Source organism: Limnospira fusiformis SAG 85.79 (genome assembly GCF_012516315.1).
GTDB classification, from domain to species: Bacteria; Cyanobacteriota; Cyanobacteriia; order Cyanobacteriales; family Microcoleaceae; genus Limnospira; species Limnospira fusiformis.
This window is the reverse complement of the sequence record NZ_CP051185.1, coordinates 2,325,125-2,343,682: the sequence shown is the minus strand read 5'-3', so window position 1 is coordinate 2,343,682 and position 18,558 is coordinate 2,325,125. Positions and strand designations below refer to the sequence as shown.

The window sequence follows — 18,558 nt, the reverse complement described above, 5'->3', positions numbered from 1 at the left end:
ATTACACCATTTGCCAACTATAGTCGCCACGAGTTAACCGAATTTGCGCCAATGCAAAAATAGTCGGAATAATCCTCGCATAATTAGTAGCAATGGCGCGCCAACCGAGGTCGGCTAAAAACCAAGTCCACAACACGGGACCCAAAAACCCCAAAATACTGCGGGTAGCGCCATAACGGGCGGCGGTCAAAGCCATACCCCGATTAGCAGCCTGGGCCGCGAGATGTCCCTGAATTTGGGTAGCAGCCACTGTCCCCCCTTGAATTAAGGTTTGGCGCGCGACTTGATATTTAGCAAAATGCAAAGCAAACTGATGGGCAATATGCCCTAGAATAACAGGTCTGACTACAGAACTAATAGCTACAGCGCTTCCGGCTTTAAACAGCAACCCTAAAGGGTCTTTCTGTACAGACATCGGCAAAGGCTGCATAGGTTTAGATTTAGCTAAGGCCTCTTGTACACGACGGGTCAGGTCTTGCTGTTCAGATACGGGGAGACGGTCCCAAGCGCGACCCAAGAGGGAAAGAAAAATTTCCGCCTCCAAATCAGTAGTAGACAGTTGTCTGGAATAGGGAATCTTGAGATACCGACAAACCTGGATCAAGGTTTGACGATAGGTGACTTGTTGGGTTTTTCCCCTCAAGACAGTCATTCCGTCGGCAGCCAAATAACGGAAACGTTGTTCCAAAGAATCCAACCACGCATCGCGATCGCGACTCTGTACGTCAATAGGTTGGGGTGTGTTAACATAATCCAACGGGTTAAACCGACGGCTAAATAGAAGTTCAGTCAACTGCTCTAACTCATCTTCTGTTGCCAATTCTAATGCTGTTCTCAGTTCATCCAAAATCGATGCCCTCCTCAGCCCCAGATGATACCATAATTATATATTTTACTCTCTGCCCGGCTATCAAAAGTTAAACAGGAGTGTAGGGAACTCTTGACGGTAGCCATAGAGTCAATCAATATGATTGACATCAAAGTAATGGTGTTCCCTAGGCATGGAGTCCCCTGGCTAACCTCATTCACCAGATTTCGGAAAAGTATCTACTATTGCCATTTTGATTATGACCCAAGTTGATATAATTGTGATTGGTGCTGGGATTGCCGGGTTAATTTGCGCCCAACAATTGCGGCGGGGTGGATATTCGGTGGTAGTTGTGGAGAAGTCTCGGGGAGTTGGGGGACGCGCAGCTACTCGTCGGGTAGGCGGAGATCGGGTTGATCATGGTTTACGGTATCTCCAACCTACTGGGGAGACTGTGGGAAAGTTAATCACGGCTATGGGGTCGGATCTGCAACTGTGGACTGATACGATTTATCAGTTTCGGTCGGGAGAATTTCACCCCTCACCAATGCAGCGCCTTTATATTTGTCCCCAGGGAATGAATGGGGTGGGTAAATTCTTAGCGGCTGATTTGGATATTTGGTTTGGTCGCCGGGTAGAGTCAATTACTCCCCAGGATAATGGCTGCTGGTTTTTGGATTTAGCAATAACGGCTGATAACTACCCGGAAACTCCCCAAAATATCGCGGCTAAAGCGGCAGTTGTAGCTATTCCAGCCCCCCAAGCGTTAATTTTATTAGAATCTCCGGCAGCCCAAATTCCGGCGGCGCTGGTGGCACAAATACGATCGCTTAACTATAATCCCTCTCTGGCAGTTATGGCGGGTTATGGTGAGGATAAATGGGCAGCATTAGAGAACAGAAATCCCCTCTGGAAAGGGGTAGAATTTCCCGAAGGCGATCGCCTGGAGTGGGTCAGTTTGGACAGTAGCCGCCGCCAGAACCCCAAAACACCTATTTTGGTTTTCCATAGTACCCCGGAATTTGCCCGCCAATATCTTGATGTCACGGACTTAGAAACCCCCGGAAGGATTCTCCTACAAACTGCCAGCGATCGCTTATTTTCTTGGTTAAACTCCCCCGAATGGATGCAGGTTCACCGATGGCGTTATGCTTTTTGTCAAGAATCTTTATCGACTCCCTGTATAACTACTATAACCCCCCTGCCTTTGGTGGGGGCCGGAGATTGGTGCAGCCCCAAATCTATTAATGGTGTGTTAGAATCAGGAATGGCGGCGGCTGATTGGGTTAATTCCCAGTTACAAAAACGCCGATTGCCTGGTGAACAAATCTGGCAATTATTGGCTGCTGATTAGGGTGCTTATCTCGATTTAGTCCCGTTTGGTTACAGTATATAATGAGTTACCCCAAATTATTTGGCTTCAAACATTACTTATTGTGGGCTACTGCTTTAGTATTGGCTATGGGTGGATTAATTCGCGCCCAGGCTAACTCACCCCAAACCTATAGCTTCTCGACTGAGTTTCAAGGGGGGATTCTGCAAGGAAAATTTACCGGATATGATGCCAACAATAATGGAATGTTAGAACAGCAAGAGTTAACCAGTTTTGTGGCTACTTATAATGGCTTTAATACTGAACCTACAACCGCTAATTGGAATCAATCCCATATCCGCCGATTTCAAATGGATCTCAACTCTCAAAAGATTATCCTGTTAGCGATCGCTACTCAAGATATACCAGAATCAGGGGTTAATTGCAGCCTGGAATTTATTTTGCGTCTGGGGGGATATGTGGAAGGACGAGATTTAATTGAAATTGAAAGATCATCGGGCTTTTTTAATCAAGTCTGTCTCGATAAATTTCCGAATTTGAGAAACCATGAAACTCAGTTTTTACAGGTTAATTTGATGAACTGATCTGCCTCCTAAAAACCCCCACCTTGGGGGTAAAATTTAGGAATTGTGGCGGACACAACTATCAGGTAAGATAGGTGTATTTTCGGAGTTCATTCACAAAAGGAATAGTATTAATTCCATGCTTGACAGCTTCGGGATTGTTTTCCAAAACTTGAATAATACAATCAGCAAAATTGTAACGGCGATCGCTAACACCATATCGCTTAGTTAAATAGCCCAAAAGTTCCAAAGCATAATCATAAAAACTCAACATATCAGCCAAGCAGGCTAATTTAAGAATCCGGTCTGGGGTTTTGAGATGATGATTTTGGTCAGGTCGAATTAAATCACGGAAATAATAGCCATCAGTCCAGACAAACTGTCCGCGATGTTGTCGGGACATGAGACTAATTCCTTGTCGCAAGCCATGCCATTTTTGACCGATATCAAACAAAGTAAATTCGGAGTTTCTCAGATATTGATCAACATCTGCAAACAGAGGTTGATGCTTGTATAATTCAATAAAATTCACCTCCACTACGGCGGCGAGGACATCAGGGATAATGTGATTTTTACCTCCGAGTAAAACATTCAATTCTCCCCCTTGTACATCCAATTGTATAAAATCAATGGGATGTGCTAAATTGGCAAAAAAATTATCCAATGTAGTGGTAGCGACCTGAGTAGTGGAGATTAACTTATGGCGATCGCTATATTCTGATAATCGGTCAATCACGACATCATTAGGGGGATATAGGGAACAACAACCTGGATGTTGAGTAACATATAAACAAGCACCTTGACAGTGATTCCAGAGTGCGAGGGGGATATGTTTTTCAGTCCAATTAATATTTTGAGAAGCGAGTTCAGCATTACGGCGATCGCAGGCTTCTTGGTCAGCATCAAAGCCATAAATAGTCAAATTCGGGGCAAAGATTTCCCAACCTTGGCGGGAATAATCCAAATCAGCAAACTCATCTATTTTCCGCGACCCGACAATACAGAGGGTGAGATGAATAGAATCTAAATAACCCCATTGTTTGAAAGTAGGTATAAAAAAGGACATTTTGGTAATCTCAAATCCGCGCTTTAATAACATCTAATCGGGTGTGTAGGGTGCGCCATAATTGACGCAACCTACAGGATTATCGATTATCCAATAGTAGCAGCCCGCTTGTAGGCTTCATCAAGAACTTCTGATAAAGTCGGGTGGGTGTGGACTAAAAAGGTTAAGGTATTGACAGATTGACGGAGAGCGATCGCATTAGCAGCCTCTTGAATCAAATCGGAAGCATGGAGGCCAAAGATATGAACTCCCAGGAGTTCCCCGGTATCTTGGCGGTAAATAACCTTAGCAACTCCCTCAGTATCGACCTCAGCGATCGCCTTAGAATTACCCTTAAAATAGCTTTTGACAGTAGCCACCTCAAAGCCTTGAGATTTACCCAACTCTTTAGCGGCGGGTTCAGTCATACCCACATAACTAATTTCTGGGTGAGTAAAAGCAGCAGCCGGAATACTGAGATAATCGACTTGGCGATCGCGTCCACAGATAGTTTCCACTACTGCGACTCCTTGGGCTGATGCAGCATGGGCTAACATCATTTTACCAGTAACATCACCAATCGCCCATAGATGTGGTACTCGTTTCGTCCCGGAGAGGGCCCCCAAATAATTGTCAACGGGAATAAATCCCCTTTGAGTTTCCACCCCGACAGTTTCCAATCCCATATTTTTACTAACAGGAATGCGACCAGTAGCCACCAAACAAGCATCAACTTCCAAAACCTGTTCGACCTGTTTAGTTTTCGCGTCAGCCAGTTCAATTAACACGGGAGAACCGGGAGTCACTTTCAGGGCTAATTTACCAGAGAAAGTTTCGACATCGCGGGATGACAGAAGGACTCGTTCAGCCAATTTAGCAATATCGGGGTCAAAAGTAGGCATCAAATTATCGAGGGCTTCAATCATGGTAACTTCACAGCCCAAAGCCGTATAAATATCGGCAAATTCCAAACCAATATAGCCACTCCCCACAATAGCAATCCATTGTGGTAGTGATGACAATTTCAAAGCATCATCACTGGTAAAAACGGTTTGATGGTCAATTTCAATACCTGGGGGTACAAAGGGGACAGAACCGGGGGCGAGAATGATATCCTTAGCGGTGATAATTTTTTCACCGTCCCCAGTAGCGATCGCCACTTTTTGCGGTCCAGCCACCTTACCCCAGCCATGAAATGTATCGACTTTCAGGCGTTTAAGGCTATTAGTTAAATCCGATCGCAGTTTAGTAACAATATTTTCGGCGTGGTTAGCAATAGTTTGGCGATCGAAATTAACCGCCCCCACCTGAATTCCCAGGGACTGCAAATGGTGGGCGTTACGAAGTTCCCGCACCCTTCCAGAAGCCGCTAATAAGGCTTTAGAGGGGATACAGCCACGGTTAACACAGGTTCCCCCCATTAGGTCGGCTTCCACAATTGCGGTCTTTAAGCCGCAGTTGACGGCGTGGATAGCCGCCCCATGTCCTCCCACACCCGCGCCAATAATTACCAAATCATAATCAAAACCTTGGCTCACAATCACTCTCCTGGTGCGATTATATTCACAATCATTTTCACAATCATTGTTAACCAGAAAGGGTACATCAGACAAGACCATCTGAGGACAATTCTCGCAATTTGTCTATATTTCCACTCGCTAAAACCTCAAGATGGGCGGTAATTTTTGCGGCTTCCCAATCCCACCAGGACAATTTTTGTAATTGTTCTATTACTTCATCCGGGAAGCATTTACGAATGATTTTGGCGGGATTACCACCGACAATCGTATAGGGTTCTACATTCTTAGTTACTACAGAATGAGCCGCTATTATTGCCCCATTTTCGACTTTAATGCCGGGCATAATAGTAGCTTTGTAGCCTATCCAAACATCATTTGCAATAATGGTATCTCCTCGACTGTATTCGGAATCAGGCTGGACTTTTTGCCAACCATGACCGAAGATTTCAAAAGGATAGGTGGTAAAATTATCTAAACAATGGTTAGCGCCATTCATAATAAATTCTACATCACTGGCGATCGCACAAAATTTGCCAATAATTAATTTATCCCCGATAAAGTCAAAGTGATAGCGCACATTTTTCTCAAAGTTTTCGGGATGGTCAAAATCATCATAGTAGGTGTAATCTCCCACAATAATATTGGGATTTTTGATAATATTCTTGAGAAAGCACAACCGCCGATAACCAGGTAAAGGATAGGTTAGGTTAGGGTCGGGTCCCCATTCTTCGTTGGTGGTCATGATAGTTGAGGTGTTAATTTTTAGTGGAACATTCAAAATTCGTGGCAAAATTATTTATATAGTACCGAGAGCCCCAAAAATCTCAAGTAAACCCAAAATATGCAATCAACCATTACAGCCAAATCAGTTGTGGACTTTTTAGGCTCGGAAATTGTCCCGAACCAGAAAACCGACAAAGTAGCCATTTTACCAATTCCCTTTGAAGCCACCACCACTTATCGCAAAGGGTGCGAAAACGGGCCGGGAGCCATCTTAGAAGCCTCCCAACAACTGGAATGCTATGATGATGAACTGGAAGCGGAAATCGGCTTAATCGTCGGAATTTACACCCATGAAGCCATTGCCGATACCCGCGAGAGCCAGTCGGTGTCACTGGAGGAAATGCTGCGCGTGACCACAGAGACGGTAAAATCTCTAGCTGATCAAGGTAAGTTTGTGATTGCGCTGGGGGGGGAACATGGCATCACGGCGGGAGTAGTGGAAGCCTACCGCCAAAGCTCAACGGAACCATTTACAGTAGTCCAAATCGATGCTCACGGTGACCTACGCCACGAATACGAAGGGTCTATCTACAATCATGCTTGTGTGATGCGTAGAGTGGTGGAGATGGGTTTACCGACCGTACAAATAGGGATTCGTAGTATCTGTAAAGCGGAAGCCGATCTAATTCGGGATCAGGAAATGAAGGTAATTTGGGGTCGCGAAATTGCCAGGGGGTCTGATTGGATACAAAAAGCGATCGCCAGTATACCTACAAAGCGAGTATTTCTGACCATAGACCTAGACGGTATCGACCCCAGCATCATACCCGGAGTAGGCACACCAGAACCCGGAGGACTTTCCTGGTATGATTTAATTGCCTTTCTGCGACAGTTATTTATATCCCAGGAAGTGATTGGCTGTGATGTAATGGAATTAGCACCTGTTGTGGATTCGGTAGTTTCTGAATTTACCGCCGCCAAACTGGTCTATAAACTGGTAGGGTATCAGGCATTAGCCAAAGGTTGGATTCAGTCAGCACCCCCGGCTGAAGCACGGGGGCTTCGTGCCCCCCGCTTTCAGGTAGCTGACCAGCTTAAGCCTTAACTGGCTACGTGAGCGAGCAAGAGTTAAAGTTCCTACCCTGGAATGCGTGCTAGTTCCAGGCTCATGAACCAAATCGTTAAACAGTCCTAAGGGGTTAAGACAGTGCGATTTGGAAAGTACCGACTCTGAACATTAGCGTTCGCGCAGCGTGCGCGTTAGCGCAAGCGCAAACATTACCCCGCAAGGGAGTCGGAGCCAACCATAGCTCCATGGAGGGGCAACCATACCCCTCCATGGAGCAAGGGGGTGCTGGCGGCGGTCATCCGCTTGAGTCGGTTTTCCTCTCCGCGATAAATCACGGAGCTTCCAACCCTCCCAGGAGTTTTACGTGACGCACGCGGAAGACAAGCAGTGGGAGCCAAAGCAAGTTCAATGGCACGGGATTCAAGTTCGTGCAAGGCTTTCAGACTGGTGATATGGTCAAGACAGTGGCGGGTGCAGGTAAAAAGATCCGAACCTATTTGGGTTCTGTGGGGATTCGCTCCAGTGGTAGCTTCAATGTGACCACTGCGAGGGGCTGGTGCAAGGCATCAGCCACAAATACTGTACAGCTATACAAAAAGGATGGCTACGCTTATGGCTATTGAATGGGCAATTTCGGGGGTATTTAACCTCGCTAAATTGCCACTCCTGTCCCGACCCACCCACGAGGGGATGGGGTTTCTCGGAGGAAGATTATGAAAGGTACTCTGATTAACAGCTATGCTCCTGACTTTGAATTACCTGGGGTGGATGACGAAGTTCACCACCTAGCCCGCTATCTGCAAAGGTTTCAGGTTGTCATAGTTATCTTTATGTCCAATTCCTGCCCCTACGTTCAATCTTATTTGGGGAGAATGAAGGCACTGCAAACCTATTTGCAAACGGTGGGAGCGACTATAGTGGGGATTAATGCTAATGACCCATTACAATCGCCGTCTGACAGCTTTGAGCAGATGAAAATCTTTGCCCAAGAACATGATCTGAATTTTCCATATATTCGGGATGTGACCCAGGACGTGGCTCACTGTTTTGGCACGGAAACTACCCCGGAAGCCTTTGTGCTGGATAACCAGGGAATTTTGCGCTACCGAGGGGGCATCGATGATAATCCAGAATCCCCAGAAGCGTTAACTATCAACTATCTCAAAAATGCAGTATCTCAATTATTGGCTAGAGAAGCGATCGCCCCGGAAACTACCCCCCCTATTGGTAGTCCGATTCAATGGCGAAGATGATGGTTCCCTGCTGCTCTATAAAACTTAAACAAAACCGGACATAGCCGGATCTTGATGTTTATTTCTGGCTTCGTCCGGGACTGTCGGCAGCACCCCGTCCACAAGTGTAATCGTCGGAACCAGGCGATTTTTCTAAATTTATACTGGCGTTCAAATCTCTATCAATCTTCAGGCCACAGTTTGGACATTCAAAAGTCCGACGGACTAGGGGCATTTTTTGACGATAACCGCAATTAGAACACAGTTGACTGGATGGATAAAATCTATCGGCAATAATCAACTTTGAACCATAACGTTCTGCCTTGTAACCTAGTTGACGACGGAACTCATAAAATGAAGCATCAGCGATCGAACCCGCCAAACCATGATTTTTCCGCATACCTGACACATTCAAATCTTCAATGACTACTTGGCTGTGGTTCTTAGCCAAGAAAGTAGTTATTTTATGAATCGTGTCCCGCCGAATGTTTGCTACTCTTTGATGTAGCTTTTGAACTTTTAAAAGACATTTAGCCCAATTTTTCGAGCCTTTGACTTTGCGACTTAAATGACGTTGTAATCGAGCTAGTTTTTTGGTCGTTGCTTTATAAGCCTTGGGATTAGAGAATTGGGTCCCATCGGAGCAAGTCGCCAAATTGTTAATTCCTAGGTCAACCCCGATTCTCTCTCGATATTTCGGTGTAATTTCTGGCGTGATTTCTACGAAAAAGCTCATATACCAGTCACCTGCTTGGCGCGTTATAGTGACTTTCTTAACCCAACTTTCGGGTTGTGCCTCAAATGTAGAAACCCAGCCCACAAAAGGCAGCTTATGGCGAGTTCCTGACAACTTGAATGGTTTGCCACAATTGTCAAGGGTAAAGCTATCATGGTAGCCTTTCTTCTTAAATTTAGGATAACTGCTTATTCCTTTGAAGAAGCGCTTAAAGGCGTCGCCTAGATTAATGAAGGCATATTGATCAACTCTAGAAGAAAATTCGGACATCCAAGGATATTGAGGTTTCACATAATGAGTAAAAACCTTTTTGATGGAGTTGACGTTAGGCTTGAGTCCCTCTTCATAAGCTGACCTCCATAAGTGTAATCCCCAATTAAACACGAACCGAGCATAACCCGCGTGTTTGGCCATCAAGGTGCGATGACGGTCATTGAGTTTTAGTTTTGTCCGGAAAGCTTTGTAAGGCATGATTGGATTTTACCATGAATCCGACTTGATGAGTATGTCGTCAGGGAAATTTGGCATGGTCTAGGGTTTGACCGTATACTCATTATTGAGTTGCGAATCTTTTTAGGTATTGTACCTTATTGTCCTAAGATGTCAAGCAAATCTTGGATTAAATTCTGGCTCTCACAAAAAACCTGAGATTAATAACAGCTTTCTGGTATCTTGAATTGGGACCGAACCTTATATCTGCGTAATCCGTAGATGGGATATAGCCATTGTCAATAGGGGATCTAAATGGGGACAAAATATAAACGGATCTTACTGAAACTCAGCGGTGAAGCCCTTATGGGTAGCCTGGGATATGGCATAGACCCGATTGTGGTTCAGGAAATCGCCCAGGAAGTTGCTGATGTGGTCAATAAAGGGGTGCAGGTAGCCATTGTGGTGGGCGGCGGTAATATCTTCCGAGGAATGAAAGCGGCTTCTGCGGGAATGGATAGGGCAACCGCAGACTATGTGGGTATGATTGCTACAGTGATGAATGCGATCACCTTACAAGATGCCCTAGAACAAATAGGTGTGCCGACTCGTGTACAAACGGCGATCGCTATGCAGGAAGTGGCTGAACCCTACATCCGCCGCAAAGCTATTCGCCATTTGGAACTAAACCGGGTGGTGATTTTTGGGGCGGGTTCGGGTAATCCGTTTTTTACCACGGACACCACAGCCGCACTGCGGGCGGCGGAAATTGACGCAGAGGTGATTTTTAAAGCCACTAAGGTAGATGGAATTTATGATTGTGACCCGGCAGTTAATCCTGATGCTCGTCGCTATAATACTCTTACCTATGGCTATGTGCTGACCCATGACCTACGGGTGATGGATAGTACGGCGATCGCCCTGTGCAAAGAAAATAATCTTCCTATTATTGTATTTAACCTGACTGAGCGTGGCAATATTGGCCGGGCTGTGGTCGGTGAAACTGTTGGAACTTATGTCGGAGGTTCTTGTGAAGTTAGCTGATGTTGAAAACCTGATGAAAAAAGCCTTAGAATCTACGGGGCGATCTTTTAATACGATTCGCACCGGACGCGCTAATGCTTCCCTATTAGACCGGATTACCGTAGAATACTACGGGAGTCCGACTCCTCTTAAATCTTTGGCAAGTATCAGCACTCCTGATGCTTCGACTATTACTATTCAACCTTTCGATCGCAATTCTCTTAACAACATTGAGAAAGCTATTTCTATGTCAGACGTGGGACTGACACCTAATAACGATGGCTCAGTTGTACGTCTGAATATTCCGCCGCTGACGGAAGCACGCCGCCAAGAATTTGTCAAACTTGCCGGAAAATATGCCGAAGAAGGCCGGGTCTCAGTTCGTAATATCCGCCGAGATGCGATCGACTCCGTTCGCAAACAAGAAAAAAACGGGGATATCTCCGAGGATGAATCCCGCGATATTCAAGACAAAATTCAAAAACTCACCGATAAATACACAGCCAAGGTCGATGAACTACTCGAAGCCAAAGAAAAGGATATTATGACCGTCTGATGTATTCTCTTGGGGGTTCATCCCCCAAAACCACCCGCAACCCCCCCTTGATGTAAACAAAGGTTAATCACGGAAATTTATGTTTGACTGTATCATTGTTGGAGCTGGTCCCGCTGGTGGGGCGGCGGCTTATCATCTCGCTAAACGCGGGCGCAATCCTCTGGTGGTCGAAAAAAACTCCTGGCCGCGAAATAAACCCTGTGGTGGTGGGGTTTCTCCGGCGATCGCCGCCTGGTTTGATTTTGATTTTACTCCCGCCATATCCACTACTGTTGATAAAATCCGTTACACTTTCAAACTGGCTGACCCCGCCGAAACTGCTATATCAAAACCTATGTGGATGGTCCGCCGAGATGTGTTTGATGCTTTCCTTATCCAGCAGGCTCAAGATCAAGGCGCTAGTTTCCAACCTAATACGGAAGTTACTGCTATTGAGTTTAAAGGCGACAGTTGGCAATTAACTACTGCTAATGGTGAAACCCTCACAGGTCGATATCTGATTGCAGCAGATGGCGCAAAAGGCTCTGTGGCTTCATGGTTACGCCTCAAACAGTCTAATCCCCGACTGGCTATGGTCACGGAAGCTACTCAATTATCAGATGTGCCAACTTTTGAATTTGGTATGGTGAAAAATGGCAGTCTGTGGGGGTTTCCCAAGGCTGATGGTTACACGGTTAGCACTACTACTTTCCGGGGAAAAGAACCTAAAAATTTGAGCCAAGATTTGAGCCAATACCTGAAAGCCTTGGGGCTAAATCCTAATTCCCCTATTGTTGAACATCCTTTGCGACTTTGGGATGGCGATCGCACCCTTCATAGTCAAAATGCTCTCATCGCCGGAGAGGCTGCTAGTATTGTTGACCCCCTCTCTGGGGAAGGTATCCGCCCCGCTATTTTGACCGGTATCAAAGCCGCAGAGGCGATCGATATGGCGATCGGTGGTGACCAAAGCGCACTCGAAAAATATACCCAAATTATCCGAACCGAATGGGGCGTAGATATGGTTTGGGCTTCACGGTTGGCTGGTGTCTTCTACAGTTTCCCTGGTATTGGTTACAAGGCGGCGGTTAAAGTTCCTGCTGCTACTGAGTTGATGACTAAAATCCTCTCTGGCGACCTTCGCTATGGTGATGTGGCTGGTCGCGCTATCAAGAAATTGAGTCCTTTCTGATTTTCACCCGGAATCAGTTTTGTTGATTTAGGGGTTGTGCTAAACCCCCACAAGTCTCTCCCAGGGGGCTTATTTTCAAAAAAAAAATTTTTCGCCGCCCCCCGCCCTAAGGGTTGACAAGCACCGGGAACTAATGGTAGTATATTGATGTACAGTTAAATAATGGAAATTTAGCCACAAATAACAAAATTGTCACTATTCCCATTATCTAAAAGTATACCAGAAGCCGACCAAAAAGACAAGCACCCCCCAGCAAAAAAATTTTCCGCAACAAAACTTAACAATTTGTTACAATACTTAACATAACCCTAATCATAGAGTTATCGATTGTGGATGATTGAGATTAAGGTGAAATAATGAAGTTCCCTGGCCAGGTATTGGATGGGAATCTCTCATTGTTTTGTTAGAATAACTACAATCGACATATCGTAGTAGCCACCAATGTTCTGAAAAGAGCAGCAATTTTAAATCACCAAAGCAGACTAAATATCTGTGAAAAATAGTAAAACCTAATTTAGCATTGTAGTTAAATAGAGAGAATCTCAACGGGATTCTGGAAACTGCCTCCCCAATCAGGAAACTTATGTACACTGTGGACACTGCACAAGACCTTAAATCTCAACTTGATCATCAAGTTTTGCTACGTCGAATCATTAGTAGGATTCGGCAATCACTAGAACTTCCAGAAATTCTGAAAGCCACAGTGGCGGAAGTCCGTTCATTTTTAGGAACAGACCGGATTATGATCTATAGATTTGATCAAGATGCGAGTGGTGAAGTGGTGGCGGAGTCGATTTATGACGATCGCCTTCCTTCTTTGCTAGGGTTGCATTTTCCGGCGGATGATATTCCCCAAGAAGCACGCGATCGCTATGTAAAACTTCGGCAGCGAACCATAGTTAATGTCCACTCTGGAACCATAAGTATAAGTCCCCTAGACTCTCCAGAAACGGGGGAACCGCTACCGACGACAGAAATAAAATCGAGATCTGTAGACCCTTGTCATATCAGTTATCTGACGGCGATGGGAGTGCAGTCTTCGGTAGTTGTACCGATTCTGTACTCGGGGCAAAACCATGATAAATCCCGATCTGGTCAGTTTTCAACCTCATCAAATCAATTGTGGGGGTTATTGGTTTCTCACCACTCTGAGCCCCGGGAAACTTCCCCATTAGAATTGCAGATTTTGCAATTAGTTGTCGATCAGATGACCATAGCCATTGGTCAAGCTGATATGCTGGCTAAAACCCGTAAACAGGCGATGTTAGAAGCTACTATTAATAAGGTAGCTTCTCTCCTGCATGAACAGCCGACGATTCAGTTACAAGCGGCTTTAGAGGCGACTGTGGAGGACTTCCAAGGTTCAGGAGGGCGACTATATATCCAATCTCATCCTGAAAAGACCCCGGAGGTGTTTTATTGTGGTGAACAGCCGACGATGCCTTCATGGGAAACCAAATCAATCATGGAAGAACATCCCCTCTGGCAAAAGTGGCTCAGAGAGGGGTTTAAGTGTAACAGTGGTAGGCGATCGCTTGATAGTTGTAGGGGGAATATTTGGGCGATTACAGATTTATATAGAGAATCAGAACTGCGAATTTTTACCCCAGCTTTTCAAGCTACGGCCATTCGGGGTTTGTTAGTATTTCCGATTCAATACCGCCATAATAACCTGGGATGTCTAACTATTTTTCGTAATGAAATTGACACAGAAACCATCTGGGCGGGACGTTTTGATCCTAGTTTAAAACAAATGATGCCCAGACAATCATTTGAAGTGTGGCGGGAGTTCAAACAAGGTCAAGCCCAACCTTGGACAGCGGATGAAATCAGCTTAGGTCAAGCATTAGGGAAACATTTTTCCATGGCTATTCAACAATATATGCTGTATCGAGAGGTTCAAGAATTAAACAGTACCCTAGAAAAACAGGTACAGCAGCGGACTATTGAACTCAAAAGGTCTTTAGATAATGAACAAGCGAAAACGGAACAGTTAGAAAAGACTCTGGATGAACTGAAACGTACCCAAAGCCAACTTATTCAAACGGAAAAAATGTCAGGTCTGGGTCAGTTGGTGGCTGGAGTCGCTCACGAAATTAATAATCCGATTAACTTTATTTTTGGGAATTTAAGCTATGTGAACGAGTATAGCGATAGTTTACTTAAACTCATCCTCCTTTACCATCAATACTATCCCGAAAGACACCCGGAGATTGAAAGCTATGAAACGGAAATCGAATTAGATTTTCTTCAGGAAGACTTACCGAAAATTCTGGCATCAATGCAGATAGGATCCCAAAGAATTCGCCAACTGGTGTTATCTCTGCGTAATTTTTCCCGTCTTGAGCAAGCCGATCGCAAATCAGTTGATATTCACGAGGGTATTGATAGCACTCTGTTAATTCTGCAACATCGTCTGAAGCCTAGACCTCATCATCCCACCATTGAAATCGTGAAAAATTATGGTGATATTCCGCCTGTAGAATGCTATGCGGGATTACTTAATCAGGTGTTTATGAATATGCTAAGTAATGCGATAGATGCTATGGAATCTCATATTAAAGAACATCCAGAGGATAATTTTTCACCCCAAATCATGATTAGCACTGCTTTAATTCCTGATATCGATAATGGTAAAAATTGCTTGCAAATTTCCATAGCTGATAACGGTCCGGGAATCCCGTCAAATATTCAATCTCATATCTTTGACCCTTTCTTTACGACTAAACCGGTAGGATTAGGTACAGGTTTAGGTTTGTCTATCAGCTATCAAATTGTGGTAGAAAAACACCAAGGTAAAATCAACTGTTGTTCAGAACCTGGTCAAGGTACAGAGTTTAGGATTACCATTCCGGCTTATAATATACCTACAACCGAGTCTAAGTAAGTCTCAGGAATACGAGAAAGCGATTAACAAAAATTGATGATCATGAGAAATCTGTTAACTATTTTACTGCTGAGTGTTAGTTTATTGTGGGGTTGTTGGACACCAAAGGCGATCGCAGATAATCTGAATATTGAGAAGGGGGGGGAAATTTTTAGCGTCCACTGTGTGGGCTGTCATGCTGGTGGTGGTAACATTATTAGGCGGGGTAAAAATCTGAAACAGCGGGCTCTCCAACGGAATGGCTACGACTCAATAGAGGCGATCGCAGAAATTGTGGCTAATGGTAAAAGCAATATGTCGGCTTATTCTGACCGTCTGAGTGTCTCGGAAATTCAACAGGTCGCCGCCTATGTCTTAGACCAAGCCGAGAAAAATTGGCGTTAATCAAATGTTGATGATTAACTTCTGGCGGTAACAGATAACCCTTCGACAATCAGAGATGGAGTATAAATGGAACCATTCCAGTTACCATCTCCTCCCACACTAACCACTTGTTTTAAGGCGGTGTAGACATTTCCGGAAACCATGGTATTTTTAACCCGACCGACAACCTGACCATTTTCAATGCGATATCCCAGATCGACATTAACGGAAAATTCCCCAGTAATTCCGGCACCAGATCCTAACATCTGATCAATAATTAGACCGTGGTCTAGCTGTTTAATTAAGTCTTGCATAGAGTCGCGTCCCGGTTCAATTAACAAATTGAATAATCCGGGGATGGGATAACTATTTAAATCAGCTCGAAACCCGTTCCCTGTGGTGCCACTACCGAGGGTGCGCCCAGTGGTTAAATCAGTATAAAATAGCTTGAGTATGCCATCTTGAATAAAGACAATGGGGCGAGTGGGGATTCCCTCATCATCAAAGGGGCAGCTAAACGGCCCTAGGGCGGGTTTCTGAGAGAGGGTAAGGGAGGTAGACACAACTTGAGTTCCGAGGCGATCGCTCCACGGAGAAGACCCTTCTAGGACTTGTTTACCATTGAGGGCGGCGGAAACTGTACCCCATAACATATCTGCCGCTTTAGCGGTAAATAAAATGGGGACACGCCCAACCAAGGGGGATGCGTTTTCCCTAGCCCATTCCAGCCGTTGAAGAATGCGTTGGCTCAATAACTGTGGTTCAAGGCTACCCCGTTGAGTCTGACCGTCGGAAATGTAGAGAAAATCATTTTCCCGGACCCATTCGGTTTCCAAATATGCGCTGAGGGTTGTATCGGTGTGGCTACAATCAAGACCTCTGGAATTAATCAGGCGGGTTGATTCTACTTCACAATCCCATTCTCCCGAACAGATAATATCTGGGTAAATGTCTCGAATGCAGCTAATAGTCTCTTTTCCCCAAGCCATAAGCTGTTCTACTTCCATAGAATTTCCGATCGCCGGATAGTGATTTAGGGAACTACCATCAGCTATGGTAATAGTCTCGGGGTCATTAAGGGCTGATAGGGCGATCGCTCGCTCCACTAATTTTTGAGGGGGTACTGCACCGTGGGCGACAGCCAATCCGGGGCGGCCATCGCGCCACAATCGCAGAACAATTCCCTCTGATTCAATGCGTTCGATTTGTTTGAGTCGGTTAGCTTCAAAAAAGAGGGGGCGAGCTTGGGACCTAGCTCGGAATACCTCCGCCACTTCGGCTCCGGCTTTTGCCGCCAACTCCAGAAGCTGTTCGGCTATCTGGTCCTGGGTCATGGATGGTCGATTCTGCCATAGCTTTCACATCGTTACATCCTACCCTGTGGCGAGCCATAAAAAACGGCTATTTTCCAGAGAGATTACCAAAGGGGGGTTAATCGGTCTCCTGGGGTCCAAAGACCATTTGCAGGACCATGGGTTCACCTCCGATCTCATGATAGCGATCGGCCCACTGGCGAATAATCTCATCTAACTCTTCTAAAGCCGACTCAATGCGATCGCTCGGAATATCCAATTCTTCCAAAACCCGCATTACCTTGGGCTGACGTTCCGCCCAGTCCTTCATTAAACGGAAATACCTCGCCGTATCTTCCACCATAATATAGGTCCGTTCTTCCTGATCTTCGGGAGAATAGGAAGCCCGGGTCAGAGCATAGAAAGGCATCCCCCAAGGAGAATCTATTTTCGTCACCGTGCCAGAGTAGATCAAGCGCCGTTTAATATGTTCTGTTAAGGCTTCACTTAATGGCATCCGTCTACTAGGTTCGATGTCTTCTTGGGAACGTCTGTGAAGAAACTCGATCAATTCCATAAACTGAAAAGAATTGATCAATTGAGCGTCGGGTAAATACTTGGGTAAACGACTTTCAATTACCCGTTTTTCATCTTGAGTTAAGCTCGTGCCGGGGACTCTGGCTTTTCCCGGTTGCCAGGGGTACTGTTCTAACCACACATAGGGAAACTGAATCAGATAACGGGGTTCCGTAGAACCCAACATTTTTAAGAGCTTCCCTTCCGTCAGGGCTTCCCGCACTTCCTCAACAATCACTTTCACCCGTTTGGGTTCAATATGATGTAGGTGTCCAGTCATGCGGAGGTTTTCACCCTGCTCCATATAAGTTGTATAGATAGCACATTTGGCCGCAGTTGCCGCCGCATCTAAAAAAGCCCCATGTCTATGCCCACTGGTTCTCATGGCGCTAAAAGCCAAATAAAGCATGATCTGATCCATGGCGCTGGGGCTAAGGCTTTTGATCAGATCTGTATCTTTTTTCATGATAATCCCTGGAATTTCATAAATAATATATGGGATGAATGGTATCATCCCCATTAGTGAGAATGGGTGATATTACCCAGATCTATTGCTGAGTAAATAAATAAACGACTGGAGACCGCGCAGTTTCTATCCCTGATGCTAGTATGGGTCTGCCACGGGGACTTATGACCGGGCGCAACCTATTTGATTAGACAACTGACCTGGCCTTTCCTCAATCGGTAATATAGTAGTTTGGATGCACCCTCGGCACTCAGGGCTTTCCAATTGAGATGAGTTTGATTGAGATATCGTTATTATACACACAAAACCGCCCAACATCCATAAACTAATGGAAATGTTCGGCAGTTGTGGTCTTTATAGATTGGTTGTATTTGTTGACAAATGCTCGGATTTATGTTCTAAAATTTATTGGGGCTAAAACATGACACTAGAAGGGGATTTTTGTACCGGAATCATCAGTCATTGATTAGCTCTGCCACTGCCACGATGGGGAAACAGGGATTCTGATGGAGATGTTTGCTCGAATGTCTCAGCAAATCCCCGTCGGGGTGTTCCTTGCCAGGGACTGCGGGAGCCATGATGCTCCGTTTGCGCTGAGAGCATATATTGGTTAGTCATGGATTCTAATTGCTGTCTGCTTGGTCTTATTTCCATAGCTTGGGCGGCACTGCTCATGCCTAACAACAGCAACATAGAAAAGCCAAATGTAGGGTTGAGTTTCATAGAAATGTCCGTATTAAAGCGTCCATTTCCTGATACCAACCCA

18 protein-coding genes are annotated in these 18,558 nt (G+C 45.2%); 9 read left to right on the top strand and 9 right to left on the bottom strand.

Annotated features, from left to right (window positions below; all coding sequences use genetic code 11):
• Window position 1: 1 nt before the first annotated feature.
• Window positions 2–847, bottom strand: coding sequence for a YaaW family protein (locus HFV01_RS11130; protein WP_006625219.1), 846 nt, complete (start codon window positions 845–847; stop codon window positions 2–4).
• Window positions 848–1,067: 220 nt separating this feature from the next.
• Here HFV01_RS11130 and HFV01_RS11125 point away from each other — a divergent pair, with 220 nt between their 5' ends.
• Together HFV01_RS11125 and HFV01_RS11120 are read left to right on the top strand one after the other, a co-directional pair.
• Window positions 1,068–2,162, top strand: coding sequence for an NAD(P)/FAD-dependent oxidoreductase (locus tag HFV01_RS11125; RefSeq protein WP_006625218.1), 1,095 nt, complete (start codon window positions 1,068–1,070; stop codon window positions 2,160–2,162).
• A 41-nt stretch (window positions 2,163–2,203) separates the two neighbouring features.
• Window positions 2,204–2,725 carry a hypothetical protein gene (locus tag HFV01_RS11120; protein WP_193521087.1) on the top strand — a complete coding sequence of 174 codons (522 nt, stop codon included), beginning with the start codon at window positions 2,204–2,206 and terminating at the stop codon, window positions 2,723–2,725.
• Window positions 2,726–2,786: 61 nt separating this feature from the next.
• Here the strand turns inward: HFV01_RS11120 and HFV01_RS11115 are convergent, their stop codons facing one another.
• The 3 genes from HFV01_RS11115 to HFV01_RS11105 form a co-directional block, all read right to left on the bottom strand.
• Window positions 2,787–3,770, bottom strand: a complete 984-nt coding sequence (locus HFV01_RS11115; protein ID WP_187758450.1) for an FkbM family methyltransferase — start codon at window positions 3,768–3,770, stop codon at window positions 2,787–2,789.
• Between the two features lie 86 nt (window positions 3,771–3,856).
• Window positions 3,857–5,287 carry a dihydrolipoyl dehydrogenase gene (lpdA, locus tag HFV01_RS11110; RefSeq protein ID WP_035760166.1) on the bottom strand — a complete coding sequence of 477 codons (1,431 nt, stop codon included), beginning with the start codon at window positions 5,285–5,287 and terminating at the stop codon, window positions 3,857–3,859.
• Window positions 5,288–5,354: 67 nt separating this feature from the next.
• A complete protein-coding gene (locus tag HFV01_RS11105; protein WP_193521086.1) occupies window positions 5,355–6,011 on the bottom strand; it encodes a CatB-related O-acetyltransferase in 657 nt (218 codons plus the stop codon).
• Between the two features lie 99 nt (window positions 6,012–6,110).
• Here HFV01_RS11105 and speB point away from each other — a divergent pair, with 99 nt between their 5' ends.
• Window positions 6,111–7,097 (top strand): agmatinase, encoded by a 987-nt coding sequence (gene speB / locus HFV01_RS11100; RefSeq protein WP_006625213.1) that lies wholly within the window; start codon window positions 6,111–6,113, stop codon window positions 7,095–7,097.
• A 173-nt stretch (window positions 7,098–7,270) separates the two neighbouring features.
• On the opposite strand, the gene HFV01_RS30475 is transcribed toward speB, so the two are convergent.
• Window positions 7,271–7,459: a hypothetical protein gene (locus HFV01_RS30475; protein WP_071533661.1), complete on the bottom strand. Its 189-nt coding sequence runs from the start codon at window positions 7,457–7,459 to the stop codon at window positions 7,271–7,273.
• A 315-nt stretch (window positions 7,460–7,774) separates the two neighbouring features.
• On the opposite strand from HFV01_RS30475, the gene HFV01_RS11095 reads away from it, so the two are divergent.
• Window positions 7,775–8,314, top strand: coding sequence for a thioredoxin family protein (locus HFV01_RS11095; RefSeq protein WP_006625212.1), 540 nt, complete (start codon window positions 7,775–7,777; stop codon window positions 8,312–8,314).
• Between the two features lie 58 nt (window positions 8,315–8,372).
• Here HFV01_RS11095 and HFV01_RS11090 read toward each other — a convergent pair whose 3' ends face one another.
• On the bottom strand, window positions 8,373–9,500 hold the full coding sequence (locus tag HFV01_RS11090) for an RNA-guided endonuclease InsQ/TnpB family protein (protein WP_193521085.1): 1,128 nt from the start codon (window positions 9,498–9,500) through the stop codon (window positions 8,373–8,375).
• 273 nt (window positions 9,501–9,773) lie between these two features.
• Between HFV01_RS11090 and pyrH the strand changes: the two genes are divergently transcribed.
• The 5 genes from pyrH (at window position 9,774) to HFV01_RS11065 (ending at window position 15,479) form a co-directional block, all read left to right on the top strand.
• On the top strand, window positions 9,774–10,502 hold the full coding sequence (pyrH, locus tag HFV01_RS11085) for a UMP kinase (RefSeq protein ID WP_006670118.1): 729 nt from the start codon (window positions 9,774–9,776) through the stop codon (window positions 10,500–10,502).
• Window positions 10,489–11,037 (top strand): ribosome recycling factor, encoded by a 549-nt coding sequence (frr, locus tag HFV01_RS11080; RefSeq protein WP_035759499.1) that lies wholly within the window; start codon window positions 10,489–10,491, stop codon window positions 11,035–11,037. Before pyrH ends, frr begins: the two co-directional genes overlap by 14 nt.
• A gap of 79 nt (window positions 11,038–11,116) precedes the next feature.
• Entirely contained in the window at window positions 11,117–12,208 is a 1,092-nt protein-coding gene (locus tag HFV01_RS11075; RefSeq protein WP_046319457.1) for a geranylgeranyl reductase family protein, read from the top strand.
• A gap of 583 nt (window positions 12,209–12,791) precedes the next feature.
• Window positions 12,792–15,095, top strand: a complete 2,304-nt coding sequence (locus HFV01_RS11070) for a GAF domain-containing sensor histidine kinase (protein WP_006625206.1) — start codon at window positions 12,792–12,794, stop codon at window positions 15,093–15,095.
• Between the two features lie 36 nt (window positions 15,096–15,131).
• Window positions 15,132–15,479 (top strand): c-type cytochrome, encoded by a 348-nt coding sequence (locus HFV01_RS11065; RefSeq protein WP_006625205.1) that lies wholly within the window; start codon window positions 15,132–15,134, stop codon window positions 15,477–15,479.
• Window positions 15,480–15,493: 14 nt separating this feature from the next.
• On the opposite strand, the gene HFV01_RS11060 is transcribed toward HFV01_RS11065, so the two are convergent.
• The 3 genes from HFV01_RS11060 to patX all read right to left on the bottom strand — a co-directional run bounded on the left by HFV01_RS11060 (window position 15,494) and on the right by patX (window position 18,515).
• On the bottom strand, window positions 15,494–16,792 hold the full coding sequence (locus HFV01_RS11060; protein WP_006625204.1) for a TldD/PmbA family protein: 1,299 nt from the start codon (window positions 16,790–16,792) through the stop codon (window positions 15,494–15,496).
• A 97-nt stretch (window positions 16,793–16,889) separates the two neighbouring features.
• Complete coding sequence (gene hetR / locus HFV01_RS11055) at window positions 16,890–17,792, bottom strand: heterocyst differentiation master regulator HetR (protein WP_008051392.1); 903 nt, start codon at window positions 17,790–17,792, stop codon at window positions 16,890–16,892.
• Between the two features lie 459 nt (window positions 17,793–18,251).
• On the bottom strand, window positions 18,252–18,515 hold the full coding sequence (gene patX, locus HFV01_RS11050; RefSeq protein WP_006670113.1) for a heterocyst-inhibiting protein PatX: 264 nt from the start codon (window positions 18,513–18,515) through the stop codon (window positions 18,252–18,254).
• Window positions 18,516–18,558 lie beyond the last annotated feature (43 nt).